Below are 25,381 nucleotides of genomic sequence, written 5' to 3'. Positions count from 1 at the left end.
GCGATTATAATAATGAACAACTATAGTTATTCTGAATAAAGTTTAACCATTACAATAGCCAGCGTGTTAGCTTGATATTCACCACTCGATCAAAACAGAAGGGACTGCTATGTCAGCTAAAATTTTTGCATGTTTCCGCTCAACCCTCGCCGTAATCATGATGATGCTATTGGGTCTAGCCAATGCTAACGCGATTGAGTGGCCACAAGAGGTAACCGAAAAAGAGGGCACCATAGTGGTATATCAGCCACAGCCTGAATCACTTAACGGTAATATTCTGCAAGGGCGTGCGGCAATGTCTCTCGAACTCATCGATAGAGACGAGCCCGTTTTTGGCGCTTTTTGGTTTAGTGCACGCATCGATACCAATACCGATAACGCTACCGTTAGAGACGTTAAAGTCACTCAGGTTCGCTGGCCAGAGTCGACTGAAGCAGACGAGCAGCGCTTTACCGAAGTGGTAGAAAAAGCCCTAGGCAGCAGTAGTTTTAATATCTCAATGGAGCGCCTTTCTGCCAGTCTCGCCAATGCTAAACAAGAGAAACAAAGCTTAGAGAACATTAAGAACGATGCCCCCAACATTATTTTCCGTCAGCAACTCAGTGTACTGCTGTCTTTCGACGGCGCGCCGCAATTTAGGGAAATAGAAGGCAGCCCTTATGAGCGAGCATTAAACACGCCATTTGCGGTTGCACGTAACCAACAGACTAAAAAGTTATACCTCAGCAGCGGTACGTTCTGGTACACCGCAGACAACCCCATGGGCCCTTGGCAAACAACCGAATATCCGCCTGAAGACCTCGTTAAAATGCTTCCTAAACCTGAAGATGCCACTCCAGCAAAAAGTGCCTCAGCACCCGCCGTCATCGCCGTAAACACCGCCACCGAATTGGTCGCAACAGAGGGTAAGCCCAGATGGAAAAGCCTGACCGAAGGCAAGCTGCTGTACGTCAGCAACACAGAGACCGCATGGATTAGAGAGGTTTCTTCAGGTGATATGTATTTATTGCTGTCGGGGCGCTGGTTTAAAGCCAAGAAGGAAGCTGGACCTTGGGAGTTTGTTCGCGCCGATAAGCTGCCGACGAGTTTTAATGATATCCCACCTGAGTCCGATATTGGAGGCCTACGTGTTTCTGTTGCAGGCACCACAGAAGCAGACCAAGCGATGCTCGATGCGCAAATACCACAAACTGCTGCGATTAAGCGCAGTGAAACAAAGCTAACTGTTGAATACGATGGTGAGCCTAAGTTTGATGCAATCCCAGGTACTAAGGTCGCTTATGCCGTTAACACCTCCACTCAGGTATTGAAAATAAACGGTCAGTACTACGCAGTAGATAATGCCGTTTGGTTTGTCGCTTCAGCGGCTAAAGGCCCATGGACAGTCGCAGATAACATCCCGACAGACGAGATTGCAAAAATCCCCCCAAGCTCACCTGTGTATAACACCACTTATGTCGAGATTTATGACTCTACACCCGAGGTTGTCTATGTGGGTTACACTCCAGGCTATATGTGGTCCTACCCCTATTACGGTGTACCTGTATATGGCACAGGCTGGTACTACCCACCCTACTGGGGCCGTTACTATTATCCAAGACCACCGACTTGGGGATTACATGTTGGTTATAACCCTTGGACAGGCTGGAACGTCGGTGTGAGTTGGAGCAATGGTTTCTTTAGCGTGGGGGTTGGCTGGAATGCTGGCTGGGGTAATAACTATCATCCAGGCCGATGCTGTGGCGGTTATTACGGTGGAGGTTACCGTCGCCCTGTCGTGATAAATACCGGTGATATTAATATCGGTAACAGTGTCAGTATCGGTAATAAAACCAATATCTCCAACAAGGTTACCAAAAACAACAATATTTCAGGTAACCGCGTGGGGAAAAATAACCTCTATAACCGTCCAGAGAACCGCGTACGTAATGCTGACTCAAAGAAAATAAACAACAATCTTAGACAAGCGACTCACAACAAGAGCCGTGACAATAACGTCTTTGCCGATAAAAATGGCAATATTGCACGAGATAATAATGGTGAGTGGCAAAACCGCAATAAAGGCAATTGGACACCTGCGCCCGCAACTAAACAGAGAGTTGAAACAGGGCTAAGTAATCGTGATATCAGCAAGCCTGTCACTATGCCATCTAGGCCTAATACTGATATGAGTCGCCCCAACAATATGAATCGACAGATGAATAACCGCAACATTGACCGAGAAGGATTGAACCGCTCACGCAACGCAAGGCAACACGGTATGGCGCGAGAAGGTCGAAGAGGACGTTAATTAGCGACGATTCAATATTTAAAGGTCTGCTTGCTGTAGGCCTTTTCCTTTTCTTCTACCGCTTGTTAGGTTGACACCCCATCGATGGCTAGATAGCTTGATGGGATACCCCATCGAAAGTCAGTGTTCTGACAACCAATAATAAGTGGACCTTCATTTATGTGGCAAAAACTTGAGCCCTATCGTTCTTCAATTGTTTTACTGTCAGCACTATTTATTGGTGGCGTTATCGGTATTGTACTGCCTGATTTTGCACTTGAATTAAAGCCTATTGGGCAGATTTTTCTTAATCTGCTATTCATGATTATTGTGCCACTCGTTGCTATTAGTGTGACCTCTTCCATTGCACGAATGACTGACTTAAAAAAACTCGGTGCCATTCTTATTACCCTCTTCTTGGTGTCAATTGTAATGGCGATTATCCCCGCCGTATCGATTGTAGGCTTGGCTCTGGCCTTCGATCCTGCGCAAGGTGTTTTACTCGATCTGCATCAACATGTTGAAGCGGGGGCGGGCACAATGGATTTCGTTGGTTTGCTCACTACCAATGATTTTGTTGGTTTGCTGTCTAAATCCAATATCCTGGCATTGATCATCATGTCGGTCATCGCCGGGATCGCTATTGGTCAATCAGGAAAAGATGGTGAGAAAGTCTCAGATATCCTTGATAGTCTCAATACCGTTATCATGAAGATAGTATCCATTTTGATGGTAGCTGCCCCAATAGGACTAGGCGCCTACTTTGCTTCAACCATGGCCAGTCAAGACACCGAACTGTTGAGCACTTTTGCTCGCGCTATTGGGCTATTCTTTGTTGCGGCAATTATCTATTTCATCATCGGCTCAACTCTTTACGCTTGGTTAGGTGGCGGGACAAAAGGCGTTACTCAATTTTGGAAAAATGCGGTTGCACCGTCAGTTACCGCATTAGGTACCAGCTCCTCTCTGGCCACGTTACCCGTTAATATCCGAGCCGCCAATAAGATGGGCATAAAAGAGGAGATAGCAGATATTTGTCTGCCTTTGTTGGTCAATCTCAATAAAGGCGGTGCCTCGATGACCACCGCGCTAAAGATTGTATTTATCTATTCAATATTGGGTTTGGATTTCACTGCAGATGTTTTTGCGCTCACCGTACTTATTTCAGTGTTGTCAGCATTTATTATTAGTGGCGTGCCTGGCGGAGCCTTTTTGGGTGAAATTTTTATCGTCACCACTCTCGGTCTACCGATAGAAGTTATCCCTATTTTAGTCATTATCGGCACAGTAACCGATGCACCTGCCACACTCATCAATGTGATTCACGACCTAAATGCCACTCAAATTATTGAACGGATCAATGGTAAACGCTACCAAAGTAAAGTGACTGAGTCGCCGTTGAATAAACCATAAAATCCAAGCAAGTCACTTGGGTTTTATGGTTATGTCTTGGGATCTAATAAACGGTAAAAAAATCAGCTCTCGGGGGGCACTACGTAGACCGCCACACGGCCTTGATGCCCAGCTGCCACCAAGGTATCACCATCAATCGCCAAGGTGTAATAACCTTGTGTCTGACCTTGAATCGACAACGGCTGCCAACTAAAGCCATGGTCAAATGAGATATCTGTAGCCAACTTACCCGTCGCTATACACATGGCTTGATGACAAACCATCGCGGTTCTCAGTCCGGCAGTCGCCTTACGCGTTTTATGCCAGACTTTGCCTTTTAGATACACCATATTAGCATCATGCTTATCACGCTGTTGGTAATCACCGCCGACAACAAAAACATCGCCAAGAGTATTCATCGCCACGCCATAACCGCCGGCAGTTTGTGTATCGTCATAGAGTGGAATATGCGTTCTTTGCCAGTAATCACCGGAGTCTTGCGAGGTATAAATAGAGCTACTATGGCCGCCAGTGGTGAACCATGCTTGACCCGCTTTGCCGACCATGAGGGTATTACCACTCGCGGCAAAGGCCACTTCACGGTCGAGCAGTTTAGGAAGATGAGCTCGAGCAATCCGTTGCCAACTTTTACCACCATCTTGAGTGCGTAAGATAACAAAGCAACCATCAACAGGATCCCCTAACAGCAATCCGTTGTTTCTATCCCAAAAAGCAATAGAATCAAAAAAACCCGTTTCATGTTTATTTTCGAGCAACAGTTTCCAAGAAGCCCCCTGATCTTCAGTAATATAGAGTGTAGATAACTCGCCCTCACCAGCCCCCATCACAATGGCAGTGTTAGCGTCGAAAACTTCAATATCACGAAAATCGGTTAACGGTTGCTCTGTAACAGAAACATCGAGCCAAGTTTTACCTGCATCCTTAGACAAAAAGACACTATTGTTAGAGCCACTCACCCACACTATGCCATCAGCAGCTGCGCTACCACGAAAAGATAAACTTGCATCAATCTGCTGTGTCTGCCATTCAACTGAAAAGGCACTAACACTGCACAATCCCAATAACAGTATGAATATCTTCATTAAACTCACCTTGTAAAAATGAATGGCTTTAACTATCAATCAATAATGTTAAATAGGCAACCTAGAATAATTAATTGAATTTGTCGGCGACTACTCAATAAGAACAAGACAACGAATATTAGTGTCAGCTTAAATAAGTACTTATTAAACAACTAATTATGTTAACAACATGCTAATAAAAAGATGGACATTAATTAGTCAAGATGATAAAAATGTGACTTAAGTCACATTTATTTATTCTGGAGAAAATAATGAAAATTACCCTTACCGCCCCACTAATGATGGCAACATTACTCTTCTCTGCAGCAAGCTTCGCAGGAATGAACTCTGTAGCACTATGTAATGATTGCTCTAAAAGCGCGGCGTTAGAAGCCGCAACGGCACTTGAGAATAATAATGTCTATGTGGTCGATTTTGTCAAAAGAACAGCTCAAAAATATGTGTCTGACAGTAAAGGAAACACCATTGCTGCCAATATGAGCCTAGGTGAAATTACCCGCCTGAATCAACAATTTGATTATCGAAAAACGTATCTTCATGCTGTTAAGCACTAATTTAAAAGTGTCCCTATTTGCTCTTTATCCAACGGCTAAAGAGCAATATTATTGGTTACCACCCTGTCGTGCCAACAAGTTCTAATAGGCGCCACATATCAGCTTCATCATTGTATATGTGCGGCGACACTCGTATCCCTTGGCTTCGTGCATCAACACTGATGTTGGCACTTTTTAGCGCAGATAATATCTGTTGCTGCCGATGACCGAAATTTAGGATCATGGTTCCACTGCGTTTATCTTGTTCTCGGGGAGAGACCAGTTCACTGCCAAGCTCATTGGCCACCAGCTCAATCAAATGCTGATTATGCTGGCGTAGCTTTTCTGAACCCAACTGACAAAAATAATCAATGCTATGAGCCGCTATCGCATAAGGCGCTACAGACGGTGTCCCGCCCCAAAACTTAAGCGCGCTTTTATGGTATCTAAAATCATGAATATCGAATTCAAACGGATTTTCATGACTAAACCAACCTACGTCCTTAGGCTGACAATCTGCAATATGCTGACGGTTAACCCAAAGGTAAGCCGCTCCAGGGCCACCACATAACCATTTAACACTGGAGCCAATCATAAAGTCAGCCTGCAGAGCCCCTAAATCTACCGGCACCACACCCGCTGACTGAGCGATATCAATCAGTGTGAGTACACCTCTCGATTTTGCTGCCGCAACAATGTCATCGACTGGCGATAGCTGCCCAGTATTAGAGTAAGCATGACTCACAAACACCATATCAATATCTGTCGTTAAGTGAGCATCCCATACATTAGCATCGGTAATATCCAGCGCTTTAGGGATAAATCGCAGTTCGCAGTTTTTTGGCAGCGCTTTTTTGAGTGCAAAACCCATGCTGGGGAAATCAATCTCACTCATTAAGATCACGGTATCATCACGTTGCAATGAATCAACGGACATCACCAATTTGGTCAATGCGCTCGATAGATTAACTTGCGGACAGAACTCGCTCGCAGGGGCATTAAACATTCTCGATAAACCATCGGTAAATCGCTCAATAATGCCAAGCCAATCTCTCCAAGGCTCAATACCAGACTCTTGCCATGGTGTGAAAAACTGTTGCTTAAAATCAGCCTCAGCCGTTTGAAGCGGCCTGCCAACTGAATGGTTCAATAAGTAACTTCCAGGCGCGAGCATAAAATCTTTTTTATAGTCATGGTTAAAATCCCCCATATCAACGAGCCTCTAAGCTTGCAGTGAGCGATTTAATATCGTCATATCGCGTCTTGATATCACTGCGGCATGCCGCAGACCGCCTATCTCGTAGTTTTTCCAGCGCATTAAGCAACACTGGTAATGGCGGGCCACTCGCGGTAACTTTATCCATATGTTGCTGCTCCATCGTTTGAGAAGGGATAGCAATATACTTATTTACTAATTCATTGTGATGCTGAATCGCTGTTTCACCGTGCAATCTACACACCTCTAGAAACAGCCTTACGTTTTCTTTAAACCAGGCTTCATGGTGCAAATGCCGCAGCGCTAACAGCTCGTCCATAAAGCTAGAACGACGCATACAGTCACGCAAAATGCGTTGATCTTCTGGCATCATATACAGAAACTTATCAACCAACATTTGTGAATATCCAGCTTCGTTGGCAGCGCACAGCCCTAAAAGCATATCGATGACATTGATACCGGCAAAATCACCGGCATTTGCACCGCGGTAAACTTGGCTTCCAACACGATAGGGTTTGTAGTACGGCCTCACGCAATAGAAGAAGTCATTAGTATCGAGCTTGTTAAAGAGTTGCTTATTCGACTCTTTTACATCTACGAGCGCTTGCTTGGCGACAACCAGTAAATCGGCGGCAATGGGATGAGAAATGCCTAGAGGTTGTATTTTTAATAATGCGTCTGCTGCACGCTTATAGGCAAGAATACCTTTGGTATTATAATCAACAAACAGCTTTTCAGCGGGCAGGTTAGTAAACCGTTTGTATAGGCCGTTATCAGCGCTGTTATGTGTGGTTAAGTGCGCGGTGGCAAACCTTGGAGTAACACCAATAGAAGCGCCGATATGCATCGCTAAAGCAGAGGCTTCTGTTAATGGTGATACCTGCTCACGAGAGGGCTCGGTTATCTCATGACGGCGACAAGCAGCCATGTACAAGCCTACATTCCCCAGTAAGCCGAACGCGTGATCAAAGCCTTCGTCGGTATTTCCCTCCGCCAATAATGCCGCGATCATCTCTCGGCCTTCAGCTTCTAACGCTATTTTAAGTGACTCACCAATACCTTCGACATTGGCACGATCAACTTGCGTTGCATATAACAGCTCTAATTGGGTATTGAGCTCCACAAAACGGGTACGGATCCAATGGTCAAAAGCCCGAGTATTCAATGTCATCTAGCGGTTCCTGTTATTGTTATTATTATGTTGAATTAGCCTATCAGGATCTCGAGGGGTAAAATCGTCATTTTCCCTTCTATAACTTCCATTTCAGATCGGATTCCACTATAAATTGACTACATTCGATTGAAATAAACTATAAAACTAAATTCGGAGTTCTCTTTGGACAGTAAAGATCGCAATATTCTCGCTATTTTGCAGCAACAGGGCCGTATTGCCATTTCAGAGTTGGCTGCAAGGTTAAACATGTCTGATACCCCCTGCCTTCGCCGAGTCAGAAAGCTCGAACAGACGGGAGTTATAAGCGGCTATGCGGCACAAATAGAACCTAAAGAGGTCGGGCTCAATGTGGTGGTCTATGCCTTTGTGCGCCTCACAGAAAATTCAGATCATCATGCTGAGCGCTTCGAAACGGCGATGCAAAGTCTGGAGCAAGTGATGGAATGTTCTGTTGTCACCGGGGCGCATGATTATGTTTTAAAAATTGTTGCCAGTGATTTACTTAGCTACGAAAGCTTCGTTAAAAAGTCATTGGGTAGCTTAAATTGTATTGCGGGCATTGAATCAACGGTGGTGCTAAAGCAGAATTTCTCACGAAGCACCCTGCCTTTATAATACTCATAATTTCATATGTTTAATGAAAAATAAATCTAGATTAAATTAAGTATAATGTACTTAAACTGACCCATCGCAAACATTAACTAGACGACCGGTCTAATTGAGTTTAAGATACGGCCTATGAAAATTGAATCCCAACAAACACGTCAGCATATTATTGACTCTGGTTATAGCTTAATTTCGAGTAAAGGCTTCTCGAATGTGGGCTTGTCGCAGATCCTAAAATTTGCCGATGTTCCCAAAGGCTCTTTTTACCATTACTTCAAATCTAAGGAGCTGTTTGGTGAAGAGATCATTAACAGTTACTTCAAGGGATACTTACACAGTATTGATGAACTATTTGACGCCAAAAATGGTTCAGGTCTTGAGCGACTCATGAGCTACTGGCTGCGCTGGCAGGCAACTCAGAGTAATTGCAGCATTGACCAAAAATGCTTAGTAGTTAAGCTCAGTGCCGAAGTTGCAGATCTTTCTGAGTCGATGCGCCTAGCGCTTGATAAAGGCTCATCAGGCGTTATTACGCGTCTTGCCCACTGTATCGAAGCTGGGATCAACGACGGTTCACTTCCAGCGATGCACGCCCAAATTACGGCAGAAACCTTATACCAGCTTTGGTTAGGCGCGAGTTTAAAAAGTAAATTATCACGTGATCCAAATGTGATTGAACGCGTATTGCAAGTAACCAAAGCCCTGTTGGCACAGCCTATATCTCCACTGAAATAGCCAACAGTTTTATCTCACCCGCCTATGATTAGCGCGGGTATTTTTTTAACTATTTAATAGACGACTGGTCTACTAAATATCTCATACTCATTCGATAATACTTGTCGATAGATAGGAAAGAATATGAACAGTTTTGACTATTACAACCCAACTCATATTAGCTTTGGCGAAGGCAAGATTGCCGAACTGGATAACTTAGTCGCAAAAGATGCAAAAGTATTAATACTGTTTGGCGGCAATAGCGCCAAGAGTACTGGCACGCTAGATGAAGTAAAGGCAGCACTTGGACAGCGTGATGTTGTTGAGTTCGGCGGTATTGAGGCAAACCCAACTTACGAAACATTAATGAAAGCCGTTGAAGTTGTTAAGCAGCAAAATATTGATTTTCTATTGGCGGTCGGTGGCGGCTCTGTTATTGATGGTACTAAGTTTGTCGCTGCTGCAGCCCTATTTGAAGGTGAGCCATGGGATATTCTTTTGAGCTGGGGCGCAAAAGTCACTCAAGCACTGCCATTTGGCACAGTGCTAACCTTGCCAGCCACAGGTTCTGAAATGAATAGTGCTAGCGTTGTTACCCGTAAAGAGTATCAGGCTAAGCTCTCTTTCATGAGCGACCATGTTTATCCAAAGTTTTCTGTTTTAGACCCAAGTAAAACTTTCACTCTACCAGAGCGCCAAGTGGCCAATGGGGTTGTCGATGCTTTTATTCACATCACTGAGCAGTACTTAACCTACCCTGTTAATGCTCCAGTACAAGACCGATTTGCCGAAGGCCTACTTCAAACGTTAATCGAGCTTGGACCTAAAGCCCTCAGCGAACCAAAAGACTTTGATGTTAGAGCCAATCTCATGTGGGTTGCCACAATGGCTTTAAGCGGCGTGATCGGTCGCGGTGTTCCCCATGACTGGGCAACACATATGATTGGCCATGAACTTACCGCTTTATATGACATCGACCACGCTCGCACTATCGCTATCGTGCTGCCCGGTATGCTGGATTGTCGCCGTGAAGGTAAGCAGGAGAAGTTACTGCAATATGCCGATCGCGTTTGGGGCATAGCCCAAGGCACTAACGATGAGATCATCGATGCTGCAATCGCTAAAACACGTGAATTTTTCGAAGCAATGGGCATTAAAACCCGCTTAAGCGACTATGATTTAGATGCCAGCAGTATCGACAAAATCATGGCACAGCTTGAAGCTCATGGCATGACAGCGCTCGGTGAAAAACAAGATGTAGATTTAGCAATGAGTCGCAAAATTTTAGAGCGCAACCTTTAGTCGAGCAAGCGCACTTAAGCTTTAAATATACCCGCTAAAGTGCGCTATCTAACTTATAACGAATACACTTTTGAATATCGTTTTTAACTAAAACGATTAAACATTAAAAAGGATTATAAATGAACGTATTAATGGTACTGACCTCGCACGATAAATTAGGCGATACTGGTTTAAAAACAGGCTTTTGGTTAGAAGAATTTGCCAGCCCTTATTACCGCTTTAAAGACAGCGGTTTTAACGTCACACTAGCATCACCAGCGGGCGGTCAACCACCGCTTGACCCAACCAGCGAGCAGCCAGACTTTCAAACAGCAGCCACTGATAGATTCAATCAAGATAGTGACGCACAAAAGCTGCTAGCGACGACTCAAGTGCTTGCCAACATTAATGCTGAAGATTACGACGCCATTTTCTACCCTGGTGGCCACGGACCATTATGGGATCTGACTAATGACGCTAATTCAATCGCGTTAATTGAAACCTTCTATCAAGCAAGCAAGCCCGTCGGCTTAGTGTGCCATGCTCCCGGCGCACTGAAAAATGTCAAAGCCGCTGATGGTACTCCATTGGTTGCGGGTAAGAAGGTTACTGGCTTTACCAACACCGAAGAAGCTGCCGTGCAGCTTACCGATATCGTGCCTTACCTTGTTGAAGATATGATGATCCAACACGGCGCCCTTTACAGTAAAGGCGATGACTGGGCGAGCTACTTAGCGGTTGATGGTCACCTAATTACGGGCCAAAACCCAGCATCATCTGAAGTGGTTGCCGATGAGATAATCAAGCAGCTTAAATAGCCTATTGCTGTTCAAATAAAGGGGCTTTGCCCCTTTCTATCAATGCTTCCCGTTTTCTCTCACTCTATCCGTTGTCGCCATACCCACGGCGAACAATAGCAAAGGACAGCCAATGATCACCTTGCACCATTTAAACAAATCTCGCTCAAAACGTATTATCTGGTTACTAGAAGAGCTTGGACTAGATTACCAAATCAAAGCTTACCAACGAGATAGCCAAACATTTTTAGCCCCGCCAGAGCTTAAGGCTATTCATCCACTCGGTAAGTCACCGGTGATCGAATATAACCAACAGATTATTGCCGAATCAGGTGCGATCACTGAATATCTTATTGACGCTCACGCGGCAGGAAAGCTAGCGCCAGAGAAAGGCAGTAAAGACTATGTCGAGTATCTCCAGTGGCTACATTTTGCGGAAAGTTCGGCAATGCTGCCATTGTTGCTCAGAATGTTTGTTGCCAAAGATGGTTGCCAAACTAACTTTTTAGAAGGTTACGCCGCTGTTGAAACTGAAAAAGTGCTTAGCTATGTTAATCAGGCCTTAGAGGGTAAGCGCTACCTAGTGGCTGATAAGCTCACTGGTGCAGATATTATGATGTCGTTTATCGTTGAGATGTTAGTTGCCAGCGGTGAGGCAGATAAATACCCCAATATTGCCGCTTACGCAAAACAGTTGAACCAGCATGCCAATAGCGCTAAAGCGGGTGAAATTGAACAGCAATATGACAACAGTTAGCAGTTCTTAGACTAAGTTAACCGATTACAAAAAAGGCAGCCTATAGGCTGCCTTTATGTTTACTGAATTCATGAACTAAAACGATTGAGCTATGGTGCTTAACGCAAGATATCACCTCTGCAGCGCTAGCGAATTTTACAAATAGAGTGCTTATCAAAATAACGGACGCTTGCTTCGCCATGATGTTCCCAAAACTCAAAGTTTGCCCCTTGATATTTAGCACCACTGCCACTGGGTACATTCGTCGCCAGCAGTTGTTGCTCATCAAAGGTAAAAACAGCCGTGACTGGATCTAACTGGGTATAAAAAACAGCAGTAATTGGTGGGAAACCCTCACAATCAAACAGAACACCCGCAGGGACCTCTAATAATCCACCTTGGATTTGTAACTCTATAATCCGACTTTGATAGTTTTGCACCACACACTCACGCACACTTACACTTTGTGCTTTCCAGCAGTCATTACGGCCTTTTATCCAGCCTCTTTGCATCGCTTTGGGTTGTTCTTCTGTAGGGATGCTTTTCAAAGCTTGTTTATATACTGTCGCTATTGTTCTATCTAATGATGCTAGCTCATCATCTTGGCAGATCAGATGCTCTACTGCACCACTGGCCTTATTACAGTCAAAACTAGGCGATGCCGCTAAAGTTGAAAAACTGCTCATGCTGACCAACACCAGAAATAAAATTTTATTCAAAGCCATCATCCACCTCAAACTATACTGTAAAAATTAGCATTATAACGACTCGCTGCAATCCGTCATATCGAGCTCTACTATTGGTATTATACTTAGACCAACAACATTGCCACAATTAAGGGGAAATATGGATCTGCTCACTGTGCAGTTAACACCTACATTAGCATATAAGCACCGACCTTAGGTTCACAACCTGGATTGCTTAGACAAATGCATAATTATCGTCAATAAAATTCATGATTTATTATTGAAAAGACGCTAGTCTGAGAGAGCAAACGTGCCACAAAGGAACTCACTATGCGCCTAGGTTTTTTGGTTTTAATGCTGCTTGTCAGCCCATTTATCCATGCGACAGTATACAAATGGGTAGATCAGGACGGTAAAATACATTTTTCCGATCAGCCCGTAAAAAATGCTGAAGTCGTTGAGTTTAACAAGAACACCGAGAACCAAATAAAACTTCCCCCGCCTCCCAGTCCATCAAATAGTCATTTATCTCCTACTGGCGATAAGATTAATTACCGCATGCGTATCGCCTCTCCTAACGAAGAAGAAACGGTAAGAAGTAATGAAGGTAATATTTCAATCGCACTGCAGATTGAACCTGAACTTGCTCCTTCACATCTATTAGTGCTGTTTATGGACGGTAAGCAACAAAGTGATGCTCAACAAAGCGGTTTGTTCCAAGTGAATAATGTCGACCGCGGTGAACATACTTTTATTATCAAAGCACTAACACAAGACGGCAAACTACTTGCATCAACTCTCCCAAGGAAAATTTTTCTTCACCGGACAATACAGAATAGAGCAAGATAATGTCTGCTCTCATTCGCGAATAATTAGTTAACACGAATAAATACATTCACTTAACTGGTTTAGCTTAATGTTATTGCTCCGATGAAGTCGAGTTGCAGACCGCACCACTTTGGTGCACCATAGTGGTGCAACTAAGTTAGAATCCCAAAATGGTGCAACTGATTAAGGCGGAGTAGCAGATGGATACAGGTTTATTGCTCAATCACTTAGTGACTGCAGTGCTCGTTATCAATGATGAGCTGGAACTGCTTTACACTAATGTTGCTACTGAGCAGCTTTTGGGCGTTAGCAATAACAAGCTACTTGAACTGAGTTTGCCTGAGCATTATCAAACATTGGCCGTTGATCTTCCTATGCTGCAATTAGCCATTAAAAATAACCAAGGACTGACCGTTAATACCGTTTCACTGGTCACTCTCGATGGTCAACAACACACTGTCGATGTCACCCTAACACCGATAGAACAAGAGCATGGTCAGGCCTTATTAGAGCTACGACAGGTCGATCAACAAAGGCGTATCCACCAGCAATTAACTCAAGATGCACAGCAACAAGCCGCTCAATTTCTAGTGCGAAACCTCGCACATGAAATAAAAAACCCGTTAGCTGGACTAAGAGGGGCTGCGCAGCTGTTATCTCGAGAGCTTGAAGAGGCTGAACTCAGAGAGTTTACCGACTTGATTATTGAACAAGCAGATCGTTTAAGAGGGTTAGTAGACCGGTTATTAGGCCCACAAAAGCCAACACAGCACCGTCTTTATAATATCCATGAAGTGGTACATAAAGTATTACAACTGGTCAATTTAACCCTGCCTGACAATGTTACCTTGTTGCAAGATTATGATCCTTCGATCCCTGATATTGAAATGGATCCAGACCAACTGCAACAGGTTGTGCTCAATATTGTGCAAAATGCGGTGCAAGCACTCGATATGACCGGCGGTAATATCCGCATAAAAACGCGCACTCAGCATCAAATAACGATTGGTACACAACGACATAAATTAGTGTTGATGCTATCAGTAATCGATAACGGTCCAGGCATTAACCCGGACTTAATAGATACGCTGTTTTATCCCATGGTCACAGGCCGTGAACAAGGTTCAGGCCTAGGATTATCGATTGCGCATAACTTTGCCCGATTGCACGGCGGCCGAATTGAATGTGACTCTTCTGTTGGACGCACCGAGTTCACCATCACTCTACCCATCAATAGCTAAATGAGGAAAACAACAACATGACTGAACAAGTATGGGTCCTCGATGATGATAGTTCTATTCGCTGGGTGCTTGAAAAATCATTACAAGGCGCCAAGCTCAGCAGTGCCAGTTTTGCCGCTGCCGAGTCATTGTGGGATGCCCTTGAAACAGCGCAGCCCAAAGTGATTGTGTCTGACATTCGCATGCCAGGTACCGACGGCTTAACGCTACTAGAACGTCTACAAACCCATTATCCACATATTCCCGTTATCATTATGACCGCCCACTCCGACCTTGATAGCGCAGTCAGTGCTTATCAAGCAGGCGCATTTGAGTACCTGCCTAAGCCGTTTGATATTGATGAAGCCATCTCCCTCGTTGAACGCGCGATTACGCACGCTAACGAACAAAGTAATAGCAGTGCACCTGCAGAACCCATTGTTGCCACTCCCGAAATAATTGGTGAAGCGCCGGCAATGCAAGAAGTTTTTAGAGCTATAGGTCGATTATCACGCTCATCGATTAGCGTGCTGATTAATGGTCAATCAGGTACCGGTAAAGAGCTGGTCGCCAGTGCATTACACAAGCACAGTCCCCGAAAAGGTAAGCCCTTCATTGCAATTAATATGGCGGCGATCCCTAAAGACTTAATCGAGTCGGAGCTGTTTGGCCATGAAAAAGGTGCCTTTACTGGCGCAGGAAATGTTCGCCAAGGTCGATTTGAACAAGCAAATGGTGGCACACTCTTTCTAGATGAAATTGGTGACATGCCTTTGGATGTACAAACTCGTTTGTTACGAGTGCTAGCCGATGGTCAGTTCTATCGCGTAGGCGGTCACTCTCCCGTACAGGTTGATGTGCGTATTATTGCTGCAACGCACCAAAATTTAGAACAACTCGTGCAAGCAGGCGGCTTTAGAGAGGATTTGTTTCATCGTTTGAATGTGATCAGGGTGCATCTGCCGCCGTTATCGCAACGACGAGAAGACATTGCCCAGCTCGCACGTCACTTTTTAGTTATCGCAGCAAAAGAGATCGATGTAGAGCCCAAAATTCTGACGAAGGAAACGGCCAATAAGCTGGCAACACTGCCTTGGCCTGGTAATGTTCGTCAGCTAGAAAACACTTGTCGTTGGTTAACCGTGATGGCGTCTGGACAAGAAATTTTGCCACAAGATCTGCCTCCAGAACTGCTAGAGGAACCCGCAGTATCTCACGACCAACACACTGGCACTGCCGACTGGGAAGCTGCATTAAAACGTTGGATAGATCAGCGCTTAGCAGAGGGTGAAAGTAACTTGCTCACTGAAGTGCAGCCCGCTTTTGAACGGATATTGCTAGAAACAGCCCTAAAACACACCAATGGCCATAAACAAGAAGCTGCTAAACGTTTAGGCTGGGGGCGTAATACTTTAACTCGTAAACTGAAAGAGTTGGCGATGGAATAAAGAGCAGCACCAGAGTGTGACACTAAAAAAGGATATCGTTTGATATCCTTTTTATATTTCAGTGTTGCTCTCTAATACGCTCTAGCATTGACTAGAACTGGTAATGCATACCTAAGGTCACGTTTGACAAATCGATGTCAAAATCACTGGCACCAAAATCATCTGAATCCAGATCTGCTGAGGTATAATCGTATCCTAAACGGATATTGAGATTGTTAGTCAGCGCTGCGTTAACACCGGCACCCGCAGTCAAACCAACGCCTGTGTAATCTACATCACGAAATACACCGTCCATGATTACCGCTACAGACGCTACACCCACTTTACCGTATAAAGAAAATGTATCGTTGATAACCCATGTGAACTTAGGTGCAACAGAAAATGAAGCTGCATAAACATCAACAAAATCTTCATCGACGAAGTTATTAGTAATATAAAGAGTGCCTTCTAGACCGAACCACTCATTGAAGTTGTATCCACCATAAGCACCATAGCTTTGGCCTGATTCGGAGTCGCCCTCAACATCAGCGGAAAATGCGCCAATTTGACCACCCACATATGCTCCAATGCGATCCGTCTCTGCAGAAGCAATATTTGAAGCCGCCAACCCTAAAACAGCTAACGCTACAATTGATAATTTTTTCATGATGATTCCCTTACATCGTTTTAATGCGAAGGAATTTAGCACAGTAAAGATACAAATTGCGACAACTATGTGTAAGTAATTATATTAACTACCTATTTACAACAAACAAAGAACCAAGAGATAACCATCAGCACAAAACACTCAGCGTTTTTACTTGTCATCCATCAATAATTACACTGGATCTTGGTGAATAATCACCTCAGCATAGTTAAACTCTCGCCGGATCCGAATGGACGTTTCAACGGCTATGGTATGAGCCTGTTCCAAGCTCAGCGAGCCATCTAACTCCAAATGAAATTGAATAAACATGGTCTTACCCGACTCTCTTGTTCTGAGATCATGGATGCCCCTAACTTGAAGATCAAGGATCGCGATCTCGGTGATTTTATCTCGAGTTTCATCATCTAGCTCTCTGTCTAACAGTGACTGTACCGACTTATACGCTAAACCAATCGCTTGTTGGCCAATGAAAAGTGCAATCAGCACAGCAAATAAGCCATCGGCCCACCACCAGCCATATTGTGATAAAACCAATGCTAATAACACTGCAGCATTCAAGAACAAATCCGACTTATAATGCAACGCATCAGCCTCGACTATCGTGCTTGAGGTAGCTGCCAAGGCTCTTTTCTGCAGCATCACTAGAGCGAAGGTAAGCACTATCGCGATAATCGACACAATCACACCGAGAGTGGCATGCTTTACTTCAATAGGGTTGATGAGTCGCTCCCCCCCATGGAAAAGCAGTAAAAATGCAGAACCTAGAATAAATGCAGATTGGGCAAGTGCTGCTAACGGTTCAGCTTTACCATGGCCGTATCGATGATCTTGATCGGCGGGAACTATCGCATAGCGGATGGCAATAAAGTTAACGATAGACGCCAAAGCATCAGCAAAAGAGTCTGTTAAAGATGCCAGCATACTGGCTGAGCCAGAATACATCCATGCGGCTAACTTTATGGTGATTAGGGTTAAGGCTGTAGCAACCGCTGCGCGGCTGGCAAGCTTCACCCAAAAATCATATTGGGAAGTGTCATTCATAAGATCGGTTTACAAGTAAAGTAAGGGAAGTCCAGATCTTAAGTTTATATCAAACTGAGGGGGAAAACTGATGATCCCCCTCATGTTTAATATCGATCATATGTAAATCATCTTTTGTGGTGTTTGTTTTTGGCAAAACGTTGCTCAAATTTCTGTTGCTGCTCAGGTGTCAGCAGTTGATAAACCTCGTTTTGCAGTTTCATCATATTGACTGCTTTTTGTTGACGCGCTTCCTGCTTAGCCATTAATGCTTGCTTCACCTCTGCCTCATTGAAATTAGCAGCAGTGATAAATGCTAGCATCTGTGTTTTTTGCGCTGCACGCTCCTCTTTCGAAGGACGGTTTAGCTCCATCTCTTCACGATGCGAACTCAATATGGCTTTGACTTGAGTTTTTTGTTCATCAGATAAATCTAAACCGCGGAACATTTTACGCATTTTATCATGATGCCCGCCACGCTCACCTTTCATCTGATGATACTCTTGCAGGTTATGGTGTTTAGACTGTTCATCCGCGGCACGCACTGTAACAGTGAGTAATGTGGTACTTGCCACTAACGCCAATAATCCTGCTTTTAAAGTATTCTTTTTCATATGCTGCCTCTTTTAAATTCGATTTAGCGTGGTTACGCTAAGCTGTTTTCGACGCTTACCAGTGTAACCATTGCAATGTAAGCGAGGGTTTAGCTTACGTAAAACACTGTAAAGCTGACGCAGTAAACCTAAATGCCGACGACATGACTAAATGACCTTTACATTGAATTACACTGCTAAACAGCAATTGACATCAAACAAGGTATACTCCTGATATTGAGCGTAATAAAAAGGGTTAGCATGAGCCGTATACTGTTGATAGATGATGACTTAGGTCTTTCTGAATTACTGGCACAACTATTAGAACTAGAAGGGTTTGAACTGACATTAGCCCATGATGGCCAGGCAGGACTCGATCTCGCATTACAACAAACATTTGATCTCATCTTGCTCGATGTGATGCTACCTAAACTCAATGGTTTTGAAGTATTACGTGCACTGCGTACCAAGAAGCAAACTCCGGTATTGATGTTAACGGCACGAGGCGATGAAATAGACAGAGTCGTTGGCCTTGAGATTGGCGCAGATGACTACCTCCCAAAACCATTCAATGATCGCGAACTCGTCGCACGTATTCGCGCCATTATCAGACGCACGAATATTAAACCTAATGACAATACTCAAACAATACAGTCCTTTGGTGATCTCAGTCTAGATCCTGCTCGTCAAGAGGTGCATTGTCAGGAACTGCTTATCATTCTGACCGGAACTGAATTTAGTTTACTGTTTGAGTTAGTACAACATGCCGGTGAGCTCGCGTCTAAAGAGACACTCAGTGAAAAAGTGCTGCGAAAGAAGCTGATGCCATTTGATCGTAGTTTAGACATGCATCTGTCTAACTTACGTAAAAAGATGCCTGAACGTATTGATGGTCGTCCACGAGTTAAAACGATTCGTGGCAAAGGTTATATCTGGTTACCTTAAATGTCATTGAGAAAAAGTCCCAACAATATTTTTGTAAAGTTACTGCTCGGCTTTTGGTTATGTAGCTCATTGATCATAGCCCTCATCGGTTTGCTGCCGCTATTACAGCAAAACCATGACCAGTCAGAGTTACCTCCTCGCCTCGAGAGCATGTTAGCAAAGCTGGCACAGAAGATCATTGACTCACCCCAAGTAATGCAACCCGATAGGATGAAGCGCTTGAGCCGCTTCAAACAGAGAGATGGTCGCCCGGTAAGGATCTACCTTGTCGATGAAAACTCACGTGTGCTCAATACTCATAAACCTTCACGAGCTCTACGTCGGTTTATGCTGATGGCTGATGAAGCCGGTAAACCAATAAAGCATCAATTCAGAGATGAGCTGTTATTTGGTCCATATGAGTTTAAAGCAGAAGGTAAGCAATACGCTTTATATGGTCGTTTACCCGAGCATCACCCTCGACCTTGGTTTTTCTTTTTTATTGATAACAAAATCCTCACCTTAAGTATTGCAATTTTATTGTCAGGCTTGCTCTGCGGACTTTTTGCCTGGCATCTAGGCAAACCTTTACGTTCACTAAAAAGCAGTGCTGACGCCTTAGCTAATGGTGATTTAAGCAGCCGTGTCGACAGTGCAACAGCCAAGCGAAATGATGAAATTGGACAGCTTGCTCAAGCATTTAACGGGATGGCAGATTCTGTTGAAGATATGGTCAAAAGCCAACAGCGATTGATAAGCGATATCTCACATGAACTCAGAACACCATTGACTAGGCTCAAGCTATCACTGGCGCTAAGCCGTAAAAAAGGTCAAGAAACCCAAGAAACACAGCGAATAGAGTACGAAGCGGATTTGTTGGAACAGATGATTGCCGAGTTACTAGAACTGTCACGGGTTAAGCTCAATGCCAGCGAGTCTAAGCGCAACTTAGAACTTGCAGAGGCCTTAAGTCAGGTGCTAGATGATGCCGATTTTGAGGCTCAACAACAAAACAAACAGCTACATATTGATATCGATGAATCGATACGAGTGCCGCTTTACCCTAGGCCACTGTCTAGGGCGGTAGAGAACTTGCTGCGTAATGCGATTCGATATGCAACTTCACAAATTACTATTCAAGCTTCAATTACAGGTCAATTAATTAAACTTGAAATTATCGATGATGGACCCGGGATCCCAGATACTGCCGACTTAGAAGCTATTTTTAAACCCTTCTATCGTCCGCAATCTGCAAGAGATAGAGAGTCTGGCGGATGGGGCTTAGGCTTAGCAATTGCTGAAGCTGCGGTGACTGCGCATCAAGGTCAGATAAAAGCTGAAAACGGCTCCCCCACGGGTCTTAAAATTACCATAACATTGCCCTTGGCGTAAACGGGACTCCATACCCAAATGACTTGGGTATGGACTATGCCGCGCTTGCGGTCGCTTCTAATGACGCAAGCCAGTTTATATAGTCGCTCAGCTTGGGGATCCGCTTATCTGAGTGTCCCATTAATTGTGCCAATGCGTAACTAAACTGATGGTATAAGTTAGCGTCATTGTAGTGCTTACCCGCATCATCACAATTAATATGTGCGCCGCGTAAATAATTGGCCACCAGCTCTGCTCGATTAAAACCTTCAACAATACCAACGGCTTTTATTAACTGACGATTCCATTCAATATAGTCGCCATAAGCTTGTCCAAAAGCACAACGATTATCGTCAGTTGCTTGCTCAAGGAGTTCAGAATTTGGCATCACTCTCGAAATAATAAAACGATTATATAAGAGATCGTCACGTATACCCCAGCAATGGTGCATCAAAAAGCGCGTTAAACAGTCTTGATATTGGCTCTCGTCGATAGCGGCTCTTTCTAAACGCTTCTTAAAGTGTGCCGTCGCCACCGTCACCATTAAATCCGCTTCACTTGGAAAATGATTATAGATTGTACCTTTAGAGATCTGACTAGCTTCAACCAAATGAGAACGCCGTAAGTCAAAACTTTTATGGCCACGCAGGCATCGCTCCGCAACGTCAGTTAAGTAGCTTTCTCGTTGTTGCCAATTACTCATGTCGACCTCTTCACGAATCTAACAATTAGTTTAAATAAACTTCACATTCATAACATAGCAGCCTAGGACTTACGGCGGTATTGAGTAATACTGATACCACTATGAATAAACTCAATAGCCCATGTTAAAAATTGAATTGTTAGAAAGCTTTATTGCGGTAGCTGAATGTGGAAACCTTTCCAAGGCGGCGGATAAACTCTGCCGCACACAATCAACCATTAGCTTACAAATCAAGAAGTTAGAGGAAAGCGTAGGTCAACCTTTGTTACTCAGAGACAACAAAGGTGTCACGCTAACTGAGTCTGGTAAGACGTTACTTAACTACGCTTATAAGATGATGCAACTCAGCTCACAAGCACTTGATGAACTAAAGGATTGTCAAAACCGTGAAGTGATACGACTAGGTGTGCCGACAGATTACATCAACCGTTATCTCGGCAGTTGTTTGCTGGAGTTTATTCGCGAGTTTACTTGCATCGAGCTAGTCATCGATACCGACGTGAGTGGTAATCTTTATAAGCGACTGCACAACGGTGAATTCGATGTCATTGTTGCGACTCACTGGCAAGCACCTGCAGCCGGTCATGGTGAACTGCTATTTGAACGTCGTTTTCATTGGGTTGCGGCAAAAGAGGGCAATGCCCATAAACGGGAAACCGTGCCTATGGCTTTGTATCCTGAAAACTGCCCCATTCGCGCACAGGTTTTTGCCAACCATAGAATATCCATGCGCCCGATGAGTGTATTACTATCAACCCCATCGCCAGCGGCAATATGTATGGCGGTCGAAAATGACTTAGTGATCGCTCCCGTCGCCGAATTTCGAATTAGTGACAAGATGCAAATTATCGATCCTATTAAACACAATATCCCACCACTGCCGATTTTCAATGAGTCCTTGTATCTCAATCCAGAGACACAAACTGAGGCCACAAATCAATTAATTAACTTAATAAAAGCCAATGTAACTGACTTGGGTGAAGTCACTCAAACTGTCAATCCCAGTTAACCACGGCTTCAAATCTGTTAAACAAAAAATGCCAACAATATTGTTGGCATTTTTTTATGTTTTTAAACTAACCTCTAGAGTGAGTAAGCCACTAGAAGTAGTAAGCGAAGTTGATATTAAATCGTTGATCCCAATCGTCATCAGCTTGGGTTAAGCCTAAGCTGTTGCCACCCAACCATAAGACGTTTTTAGCCATATAATAGTCAACATAAACAAAGACTGGACCATATGCTAATGACACACCCGTGGTATTTAGCAATGAATCATCAAACGCTTCAACATCTGGCTGTACCATACTAAAGTCATTATAGAGCGTGTAGCTTCCCCATGAAGTTGTGATGTTTTTTGATAAGTTAGCGGTATAGATATTACCTTTGCTAGCAACTTCAAAAAACCCATCTAACATGCCCATACCAATCTTATTCGGATCAATTTGACCATCGTCATATTGATCATAATCATAAGCTAAATATTGTGCTTGAAGGCCCCATCCGTCATAACTCATATCAAGGTGTGCAGCATAATTAAGAGTATCGCCATTTTCACCAAACGCTGAGTTATAGAGTTGTCCGTACTCAAGTGATGCACCCACTATCGTAATCAATTCCCCATTCGTAAGCGTAAAGCTTTGACGAGCCGCTAAAGTATTAGCTTCTTCGTTATTATAACTCGTACCATCAACCGTGCCTTTAGCTACCGTACCCGCAAAATCTCGATGATCACTGCCGCCATATACCGCATTCTTAATAAAGGCGAACTCTGTTAGTGAACGACCATTTTGATATTTTGCCGCAACACCAACACCATAATCGTCTTCAAAGCCCAAATAGTAGTTTAAGCTATACCACCAGTTATGCGATGCGTAGCCCTTATTACCAAAAGGTTTATTGATAACGCCGCCGCTAACCGTTAAGTCTTCATTGACATCCCAATAAGCATAACCATATTTTAAGAAATCATAACCTTGATAAAACCGATATTCAGCTTTAACGCCAATATCATTCCATTTGTCTGAAAAAGTAACGGATAATAAGTTAAAGTCGAGATCACCAATTTTATCTTTTGACGATTCAGAATAATCACTATAACTGTAATTAGCACGAACTGAACCACCAACTTTTAAATCATCAGCAACTGCAAAGTTACTCGTAATAGCTACCAGCGCCGAAAAAGTCAGCGCTATATTTAGCTTGCTCATCGAATACGTCCTTTTATTTAAAAAATAATATAGTGTTAAAAAATTAATTGAGAGGGTTATATCTACAGTGGGATTAAATTAATAGACGATAGACTTTATCTATCGCCATATTAAATCACTACCATTTAATTTTGGTTAAATCACACTGAATAACTTCGCCACGTTTAGCCGGTGTTCCCGGATTTTCAGCTGATTCGCACAGCAAAGTTGTGCCATAGTCATTACGCTTGTCATTCGCGTTACTTCTGGCCCAGACTGATACGATAGCGCGCTCTTCAGGCTTAGCTTCGCAACTACCGTCAACATCAAATGCATGGATAGTATTCTGGTGGAAGTAGATCAATGGATCTTGTTCGCTGCTACCTGATAACCACATAGTTTGTGAATTATGCTGACCTTCATCAAATTGCACTCGACGTATTTTGTCATCCTCTTTTACGGTTGTAACAAGAGGTGAATCTTCACGGATAGCCATTGTTTTGAACTGATTGGTACAAGCTGGCACACGCATGTTGTAGTACATCTCAGAGATTGCGTGATTATGGAACGGATACAAGGTATCAACAGATTGTACTGTCATACCCACTTCTGCACCGACCTTTTCGCCATTAATTTCATCGATACGTAATAAGCCCCAATGACCAAATATTTCAGCGTATGCATAACCACCACGAATATTGTTAAAGTTCTTATCGTTACGCTTACTTTCTTCTGCGTACATAGGGAACCAACCCGCCGCAGCCCATAGATTGGGTAACGCGTTAGCACTAATGTCATAAGGAAATACCGCAGGCATTTTGACTTCATCACCCGTCACCATCTTGTAAAAATTATCGGTAAAACTCTTACCTAACTTTTTCACTTCAGGGTTAGTGACCTTCTCTTTAAAAAAGGTCTCAAAAGTAGTGCGATTCAGCCATTTCGCCACGGGAGAGTTTTCCGTTAGCTCACCACCTGGATTGTAGATCCAAGCAACGTCTTCACGTGCACCAAAGCACTTTTTTGCTTCATCAGCGTTATTAATCACCTGATAGATGTTTTTCACCATCAACTTCATATCACGCCTATCCATCAAGCACATACGTTGACCGCCCTCTGTCGAGTCAATCATAGCCGAGTCCGAATTAAGGCAACCGCTTGTTTGATCGTTGGTCAGTGCAATAGCGTAAGCTTTTAGATAGGTTAAAGTCTCATCCCATAGAATATCGACATACTTTTGGTCATCAGCAGAATATTTTGCTTGCTCAGCTAAACAACTAAACTTTGCCGACTTAATCTCATTAGCATCTAAGAAATCTGGAATCTCAGCTGCCGCGACACTATTGGACAGAAGCAAAGCTCCCAATACTATTTTACCGTTCATACATCACCATTATTGTTTAATTATATAATATAAAACTCCGCGTAATATTATATTTGGAATCATTTCCAAAAATGATTAAACCACAAACTTTTATCAAAAAAATCATCATCTGTATCACACAACCAAAATATGATGACAAAATTTAATTGTATTAATTAAATTAGAACTTAATCAATAAAACTTTACTAATAGTAATAGATGTATATCCACACAAATAAAAAGCCCCGCAATAAAATTGCGAGGCTAATATTAACTTATAGAAACTTGCAGGGATCTTATAAATTTTCTTTCAATAAAAAAGGCCATTACTGAGTAGCATGGCCTGATCCTAATGATTAGGATAATTGAGATGAAACGCCACTCATCACAATGAGTGGTTTACCGTTTACTCTTTAAATTTATCAAACTTAAAAGTATGGCAGTTACTGCATAATGGCTTTTTAGATGTATGCTCGCCATGACACTCTTGGCAAGGTAACTCTTTACCGTAATGCAGGTTGTTATGTGGATTCTGCCACTTATCTTCTTCGTTACGCGCTGTTTGCTCTGCC

Annotated in this window: 25 protein-coding genes; 14 read left to right on the top strand and 11 right to left on the bottom strand. The window is 43.4% G+C overall.

Going from position 1 to position 25,381, the window contains the following annotated elements; translation table 11 throughout:
• Positions 1 to 109 precede the first annotated feature (109 nt).
• Together CXF86_RS07610 and CXF86_RS07605 are read left to right on the top strand one after the other, a co-directional pair.
• Positions 110 to 2,290, top strand: a complete 2,181-nt coding sequence (locus CXF86_RS07610) for a carbohydrate-binding family V/XII (RefSeq protein ID WP_219622723.1) — start codon at positions 110 to 112, stop codon at positions 2,288 to 2,290.
• Positions 2,291 to 2,449: 159 nt separating this feature from the next.
• Positions 2,450 to 3,682, top strand: coding sequence for a dicarboxylate/amino acid:cation symporter (locus tag CXF86_RS07605; protein WP_102038708.1), 1,233 nt, complete (start codon positions 2,450 to 2,452; stop codon positions 3,680 to 3,682).
• A gap of 62 nt (positions 3,683 to 3,744) precedes the next feature.
• Here CXF86_RS07605 and CXF86_RS07600 read toward each other — a convergent pair whose 3' ends face one another.
• Complete coding sequence (locus tag CXF86_RS07600; protein WP_101089553.1) at positions 3,745 to 4,764, bottom strand: WD40/YVTN/BNR-like repeat-containing protein; 1,020 nt, start codon at positions 4,762 to 4,764, stop codon at positions 3,745 to 3,747.
• Positions 4,765 to 5,015: 251 nt separating this feature from the next.
• Between CXF86_RS07600 and CXF86_RS07595 the strand changes: the two genes are divergently transcribed.
• Entirely contained in the window at positions 5,016 to 5,318 is a 303-nt protein-coding gene (locus CXF86_RS07595; RefSeq protein ID WP_101089554.1) for a hypothetical protein, read from the top strand.
• Between the two features lie 55 nt (positions 5,319 to 5,373).
• On the opposite strand, the gene CXF86_RS07590 is transcribed toward CXF86_RS07595, so the two are convergent.
• Entirely contained in the window at positions 5,374 to 6,507 is a 1,134-nt protein-coding gene (locus CXF86_RS07590) for an aminotransferase class V-fold PLP-dependent enzyme (protein WP_102038707.1), read from the bottom strand.
• 1 nt (position 6,508) lies between these two features.
• Complete coding sequence (locus CXF86_RS07585; RefSeq protein WP_101089556.1) at positions 6,509 to 7,684, bottom strand: PrnB family protein; 1,176 nt, start codon at positions 7,682 to 7,684, stop codon at positions 6,509 to 6,511.
• 165 nt (positions 7,685 to 7,849) lie between these two features.
• Here CXF86_RS07585 and CXF86_RS07580 point away from each other — a divergent pair, with 165 nt between their 5' ends.
• From CXF86_RS07580 to CXF86_RS07560, 5 genes are all read left to right on the top strand, one after another.
• Positions 7,850 to 8,302: an Lrp/AsnC family transcriptional regulator gene (locus CXF86_RS07580; protein ID WP_101089557.1), complete on the top strand. Its 453-nt coding sequence runs from the start codon at positions 7,850 to 7,852 to the stop codon at positions 8,300 to 8,302.
• A 123-nt stretch (positions 8,303 to 8,425) separates the two neighbouring features.
• Complete coding sequence (locus CXF86_RS07575; protein ID WP_101089558.1) at positions 8,426 to 9,028, top strand: TetR/AcrR family transcriptional regulator; 603 nt, start codon at positions 8,426 to 8,428, stop codon at positions 9,026 to 9,028.
• 123 nt (positions 9,029 to 9,151) lie between these two features.
• Complete coding sequence (locus CXF86_RS07570) at positions 9,152 to 10,309, top strand: iron-containing alcohol dehydrogenase (RefSeq protein WP_101089559.1); 1,158 nt, start codon at positions 9,152 to 9,154, stop codon at positions 10,307 to 10,309.
• A gap of 119 nt (positions 10,310 to 10,428) precedes the next feature.
• On the top strand, positions 10,429 to 11,106 hold the full coding sequence (locus CXF86_RS07565; protein ID WP_101089560.1) for a type 1 glutamine amidotransferase domain-containing protein: 678 nt from the start codon (positions 10,429 to 10,431) through the stop codon (positions 11,104 to 11,106).
• Positions 11,107 to 11,218: 112 nt separating this feature from the next.
• Positions 11,219 to 11,842, top strand: coding sequence for a glutathione S-transferase family protein (locus CXF86_RS07560; RefSeq protein ID WP_101089561.1), 624 nt, complete (start codon positions 11,219 to 11,221; stop codon positions 11,840 to 11,842).
• Positions 11,843 to 11,967: 125 nt separating this feature from the next.
• On the opposite strand, the gene CXF86_RS07555 is transcribed toward CXF86_RS07560, so the two are convergent.
• The gene (locus CXF86_RS07555) at positions 11,968 to 12,540 is read right to left on the bottom strand and encodes an MliC family protein (RefSeq protein WP_232775178.1); all 573 of its coding nucleotides are present in this window, start codon (positions 12,538 to 12,540) and stop codon (positions 11,968 to 11,970) included.
• Between the two features lie 297 nt (positions 12,541 to 12,837).
• On the opposite strand from CXF86_RS07555, the gene CXF86_RS07550 reads away from it, so the two are divergent.
• From CXF86_RS07550 to glnG, 3 genes are all read left to right on the top strand, one after another.
• Positions 12,838 to 13,356, top strand: a complete 519-nt coding sequence (locus CXF86_RS07550; protein ID WP_101089563.1) for a DUF4124 domain-containing protein — start codon at positions 12,838 to 12,840, stop codon at positions 13,354 to 13,356.
• A 179-nt stretch (positions 13,357 to 13,535) separates the two neighbouring features.
• The gene (glnL, locus tag CXF86_RS07545) at positions 13,536 to 14,576 is read left to right on the top strand and encodes a nitrogen regulation protein NR(II) (protein WP_101089564.1); all 1,041 of its coding nucleotides are present in this window, start codon (positions 13,536 to 13,538) and stop codon (positions 14,574 to 14,576) included.
• Positions 14,577 to 14,593: 17 nt separating this feature from the next.
• Positions 14,594 to 16,003 (top strand): nitrogen regulation protein NR(I), encoded by a 1,410-nt coding sequence (gene glnG, locus CXF86_RS07540; RefSeq protein ID WP_102038706.1) that lies wholly within the window; start codon positions 14,594 to 14,596, stop codon positions 16,001 to 16,003.
• A gap of 91 nt (positions 16,004 to 16,094) precedes the next feature.
• Here glnG and CXF86_RS07535 read toward each other — a convergent pair whose 3' ends face one another.
• The 3 genes from CXF86_RS07535 to CXF86_RS07525 form a co-directional block, all read right to left on the bottom strand.
• Positions 16,095 to 16,649, bottom strand: a complete 555-nt coding sequence (locus tag CXF86_RS07535; RefSeq protein WP_101089566.1) for a porin family protein — start codon at positions 16,647 to 16,649, stop codon at positions 16,095 to 16,097.
• Between the two features lie 171 nt (positions 16,650 to 16,820).
• Positions 16,821 to 17,690, bottom strand: a complete 870-nt coding sequence (locus CXF86_RS07530) for a cation efflux pump FieF (RefSeq protein ID WP_101089567.1) — start codon at positions 17,688 to 17,690, stop codon at positions 16,821 to 16,823.
• 107 nt (positions 17,691 to 17,797) lie between these two features.
• Complete coding sequence (locus tag CXF86_RS07525) at positions 17,798 to 18,283, bottom strand: Spy/CpxP family protein refolding chaperone (RefSeq protein ID WP_102038705.1); 486 nt, start codon at positions 18,281 to 18,283, stop codon at positions 17,798 to 17,800.
• Positions 18,284 to 18,523: 240 nt separating this feature from the next.
• On the opposite strand from CXF86_RS07525, the gene CXF86_RS07520 reads away from it, so the two are divergent.
• Positions 18,524 to 19,207 carry a response regulator gene (locus tag CXF86_RS07520; RefSeq protein WP_102038704.1) on the top strand — a complete coding sequence of 228 codons (684 nt, stop codon included), beginning with the start codon at positions 18,524 to 18,526 and terminating at the stop codon, positions 19,205 to 19,207.
• The gene (locus CXF86_RS07515) at positions 19,208 to 20,578 is read left to right on the top strand and encodes an ATP-binding protein (RefSeq protein WP_101089570.1); all 1,371 of its coding nucleotides are present in this window, start codon (positions 19,208 to 19,210) and stop codon (positions 20,576 to 20,578) included.
• A gap of 34 nt (positions 20,579 to 20,612) precedes the next feature.
• Here the strand turns inward: CXF86_RS07515 and CXF86_RS07510 are convergent, their stop codons facing one another.
• Positions 20,613 to 21,260, bottom strand: coding sequence for a TetR/AcrR family transcriptional regulator (locus CXF86_RS07510; RefSeq protein ID WP_101089571.1), 648 nt, complete (start codon positions 21,258 to 21,260; stop codon positions 20,613 to 20,615).
• 121 nt (positions 21,261 to 21,381) lie between these two features.
• Between CXF86_RS07510 and CXF86_RS07505 the strand changes: the two genes are divergently transcribed.
• Positions 21,382 to 22,269: a LysR family transcriptional regulator gene (locus tag CXF86_RS07505; RefSeq protein ID WP_101089572.1), complete on the top strand. Its 888-nt coding sequence runs from the start codon at positions 21,382 to 21,384 to the stop codon at positions 22,267 to 22,269.
• Between the two features lie 91 nt (positions 22,270 to 22,360).
• On the opposite strand, the gene CXF86_RS07500 is transcribed toward CXF86_RS07505, so the two are convergent.
• The 3 genes from CXF86_RS07500 to CXF86_RS07490 form a co-directional block, all read right to left on the bottom strand.
• Entirely contained in the window at positions 22,361 to 23,467 is a 1,107-nt protein-coding gene (locus CXF86_RS07500) for a hypothetical protein (protein ID WP_101089573.1), read from the bottom strand.
• A gap of 118 nt (positions 23,468 to 23,585) precedes the next feature.
• A complete protein-coding gene (locus CXF86_RS22910; RefSeq protein WP_102038703.1) occupies positions 23,586 to 24,830 on the bottom strand; it encodes a dimethylsulfoniopropionate lyase DddY in 1,245 nt (414 codons plus the stop codon).
• Between the two features lie 385 nt (positions 24,831 to 25,215).
• The coding region (locus tag CXF86_RS07490) for an acrylate reductase cytochrome subunit ArdB (protein ID WP_180961029.1) at positions 25,216 to 25,381 on the bottom strand (166 nt) is incomplete at its 5' end.

The sequence above is a fragment of the Shewanella sp. GutCb genome, from assembly GCF_002836135.1.
In the GTDB taxonomy this organism is placed as follows: Bacteria; Pseudomonadota; Gammaproteobacteria; order Enterobacterales; family Shewanellaceae; genus Shewanella.
The sequence above is the reverse complement of the archived record's forward strand: the minus strand, read 5'-3'. Positions and strand labels throughout refer to the sequence as shown.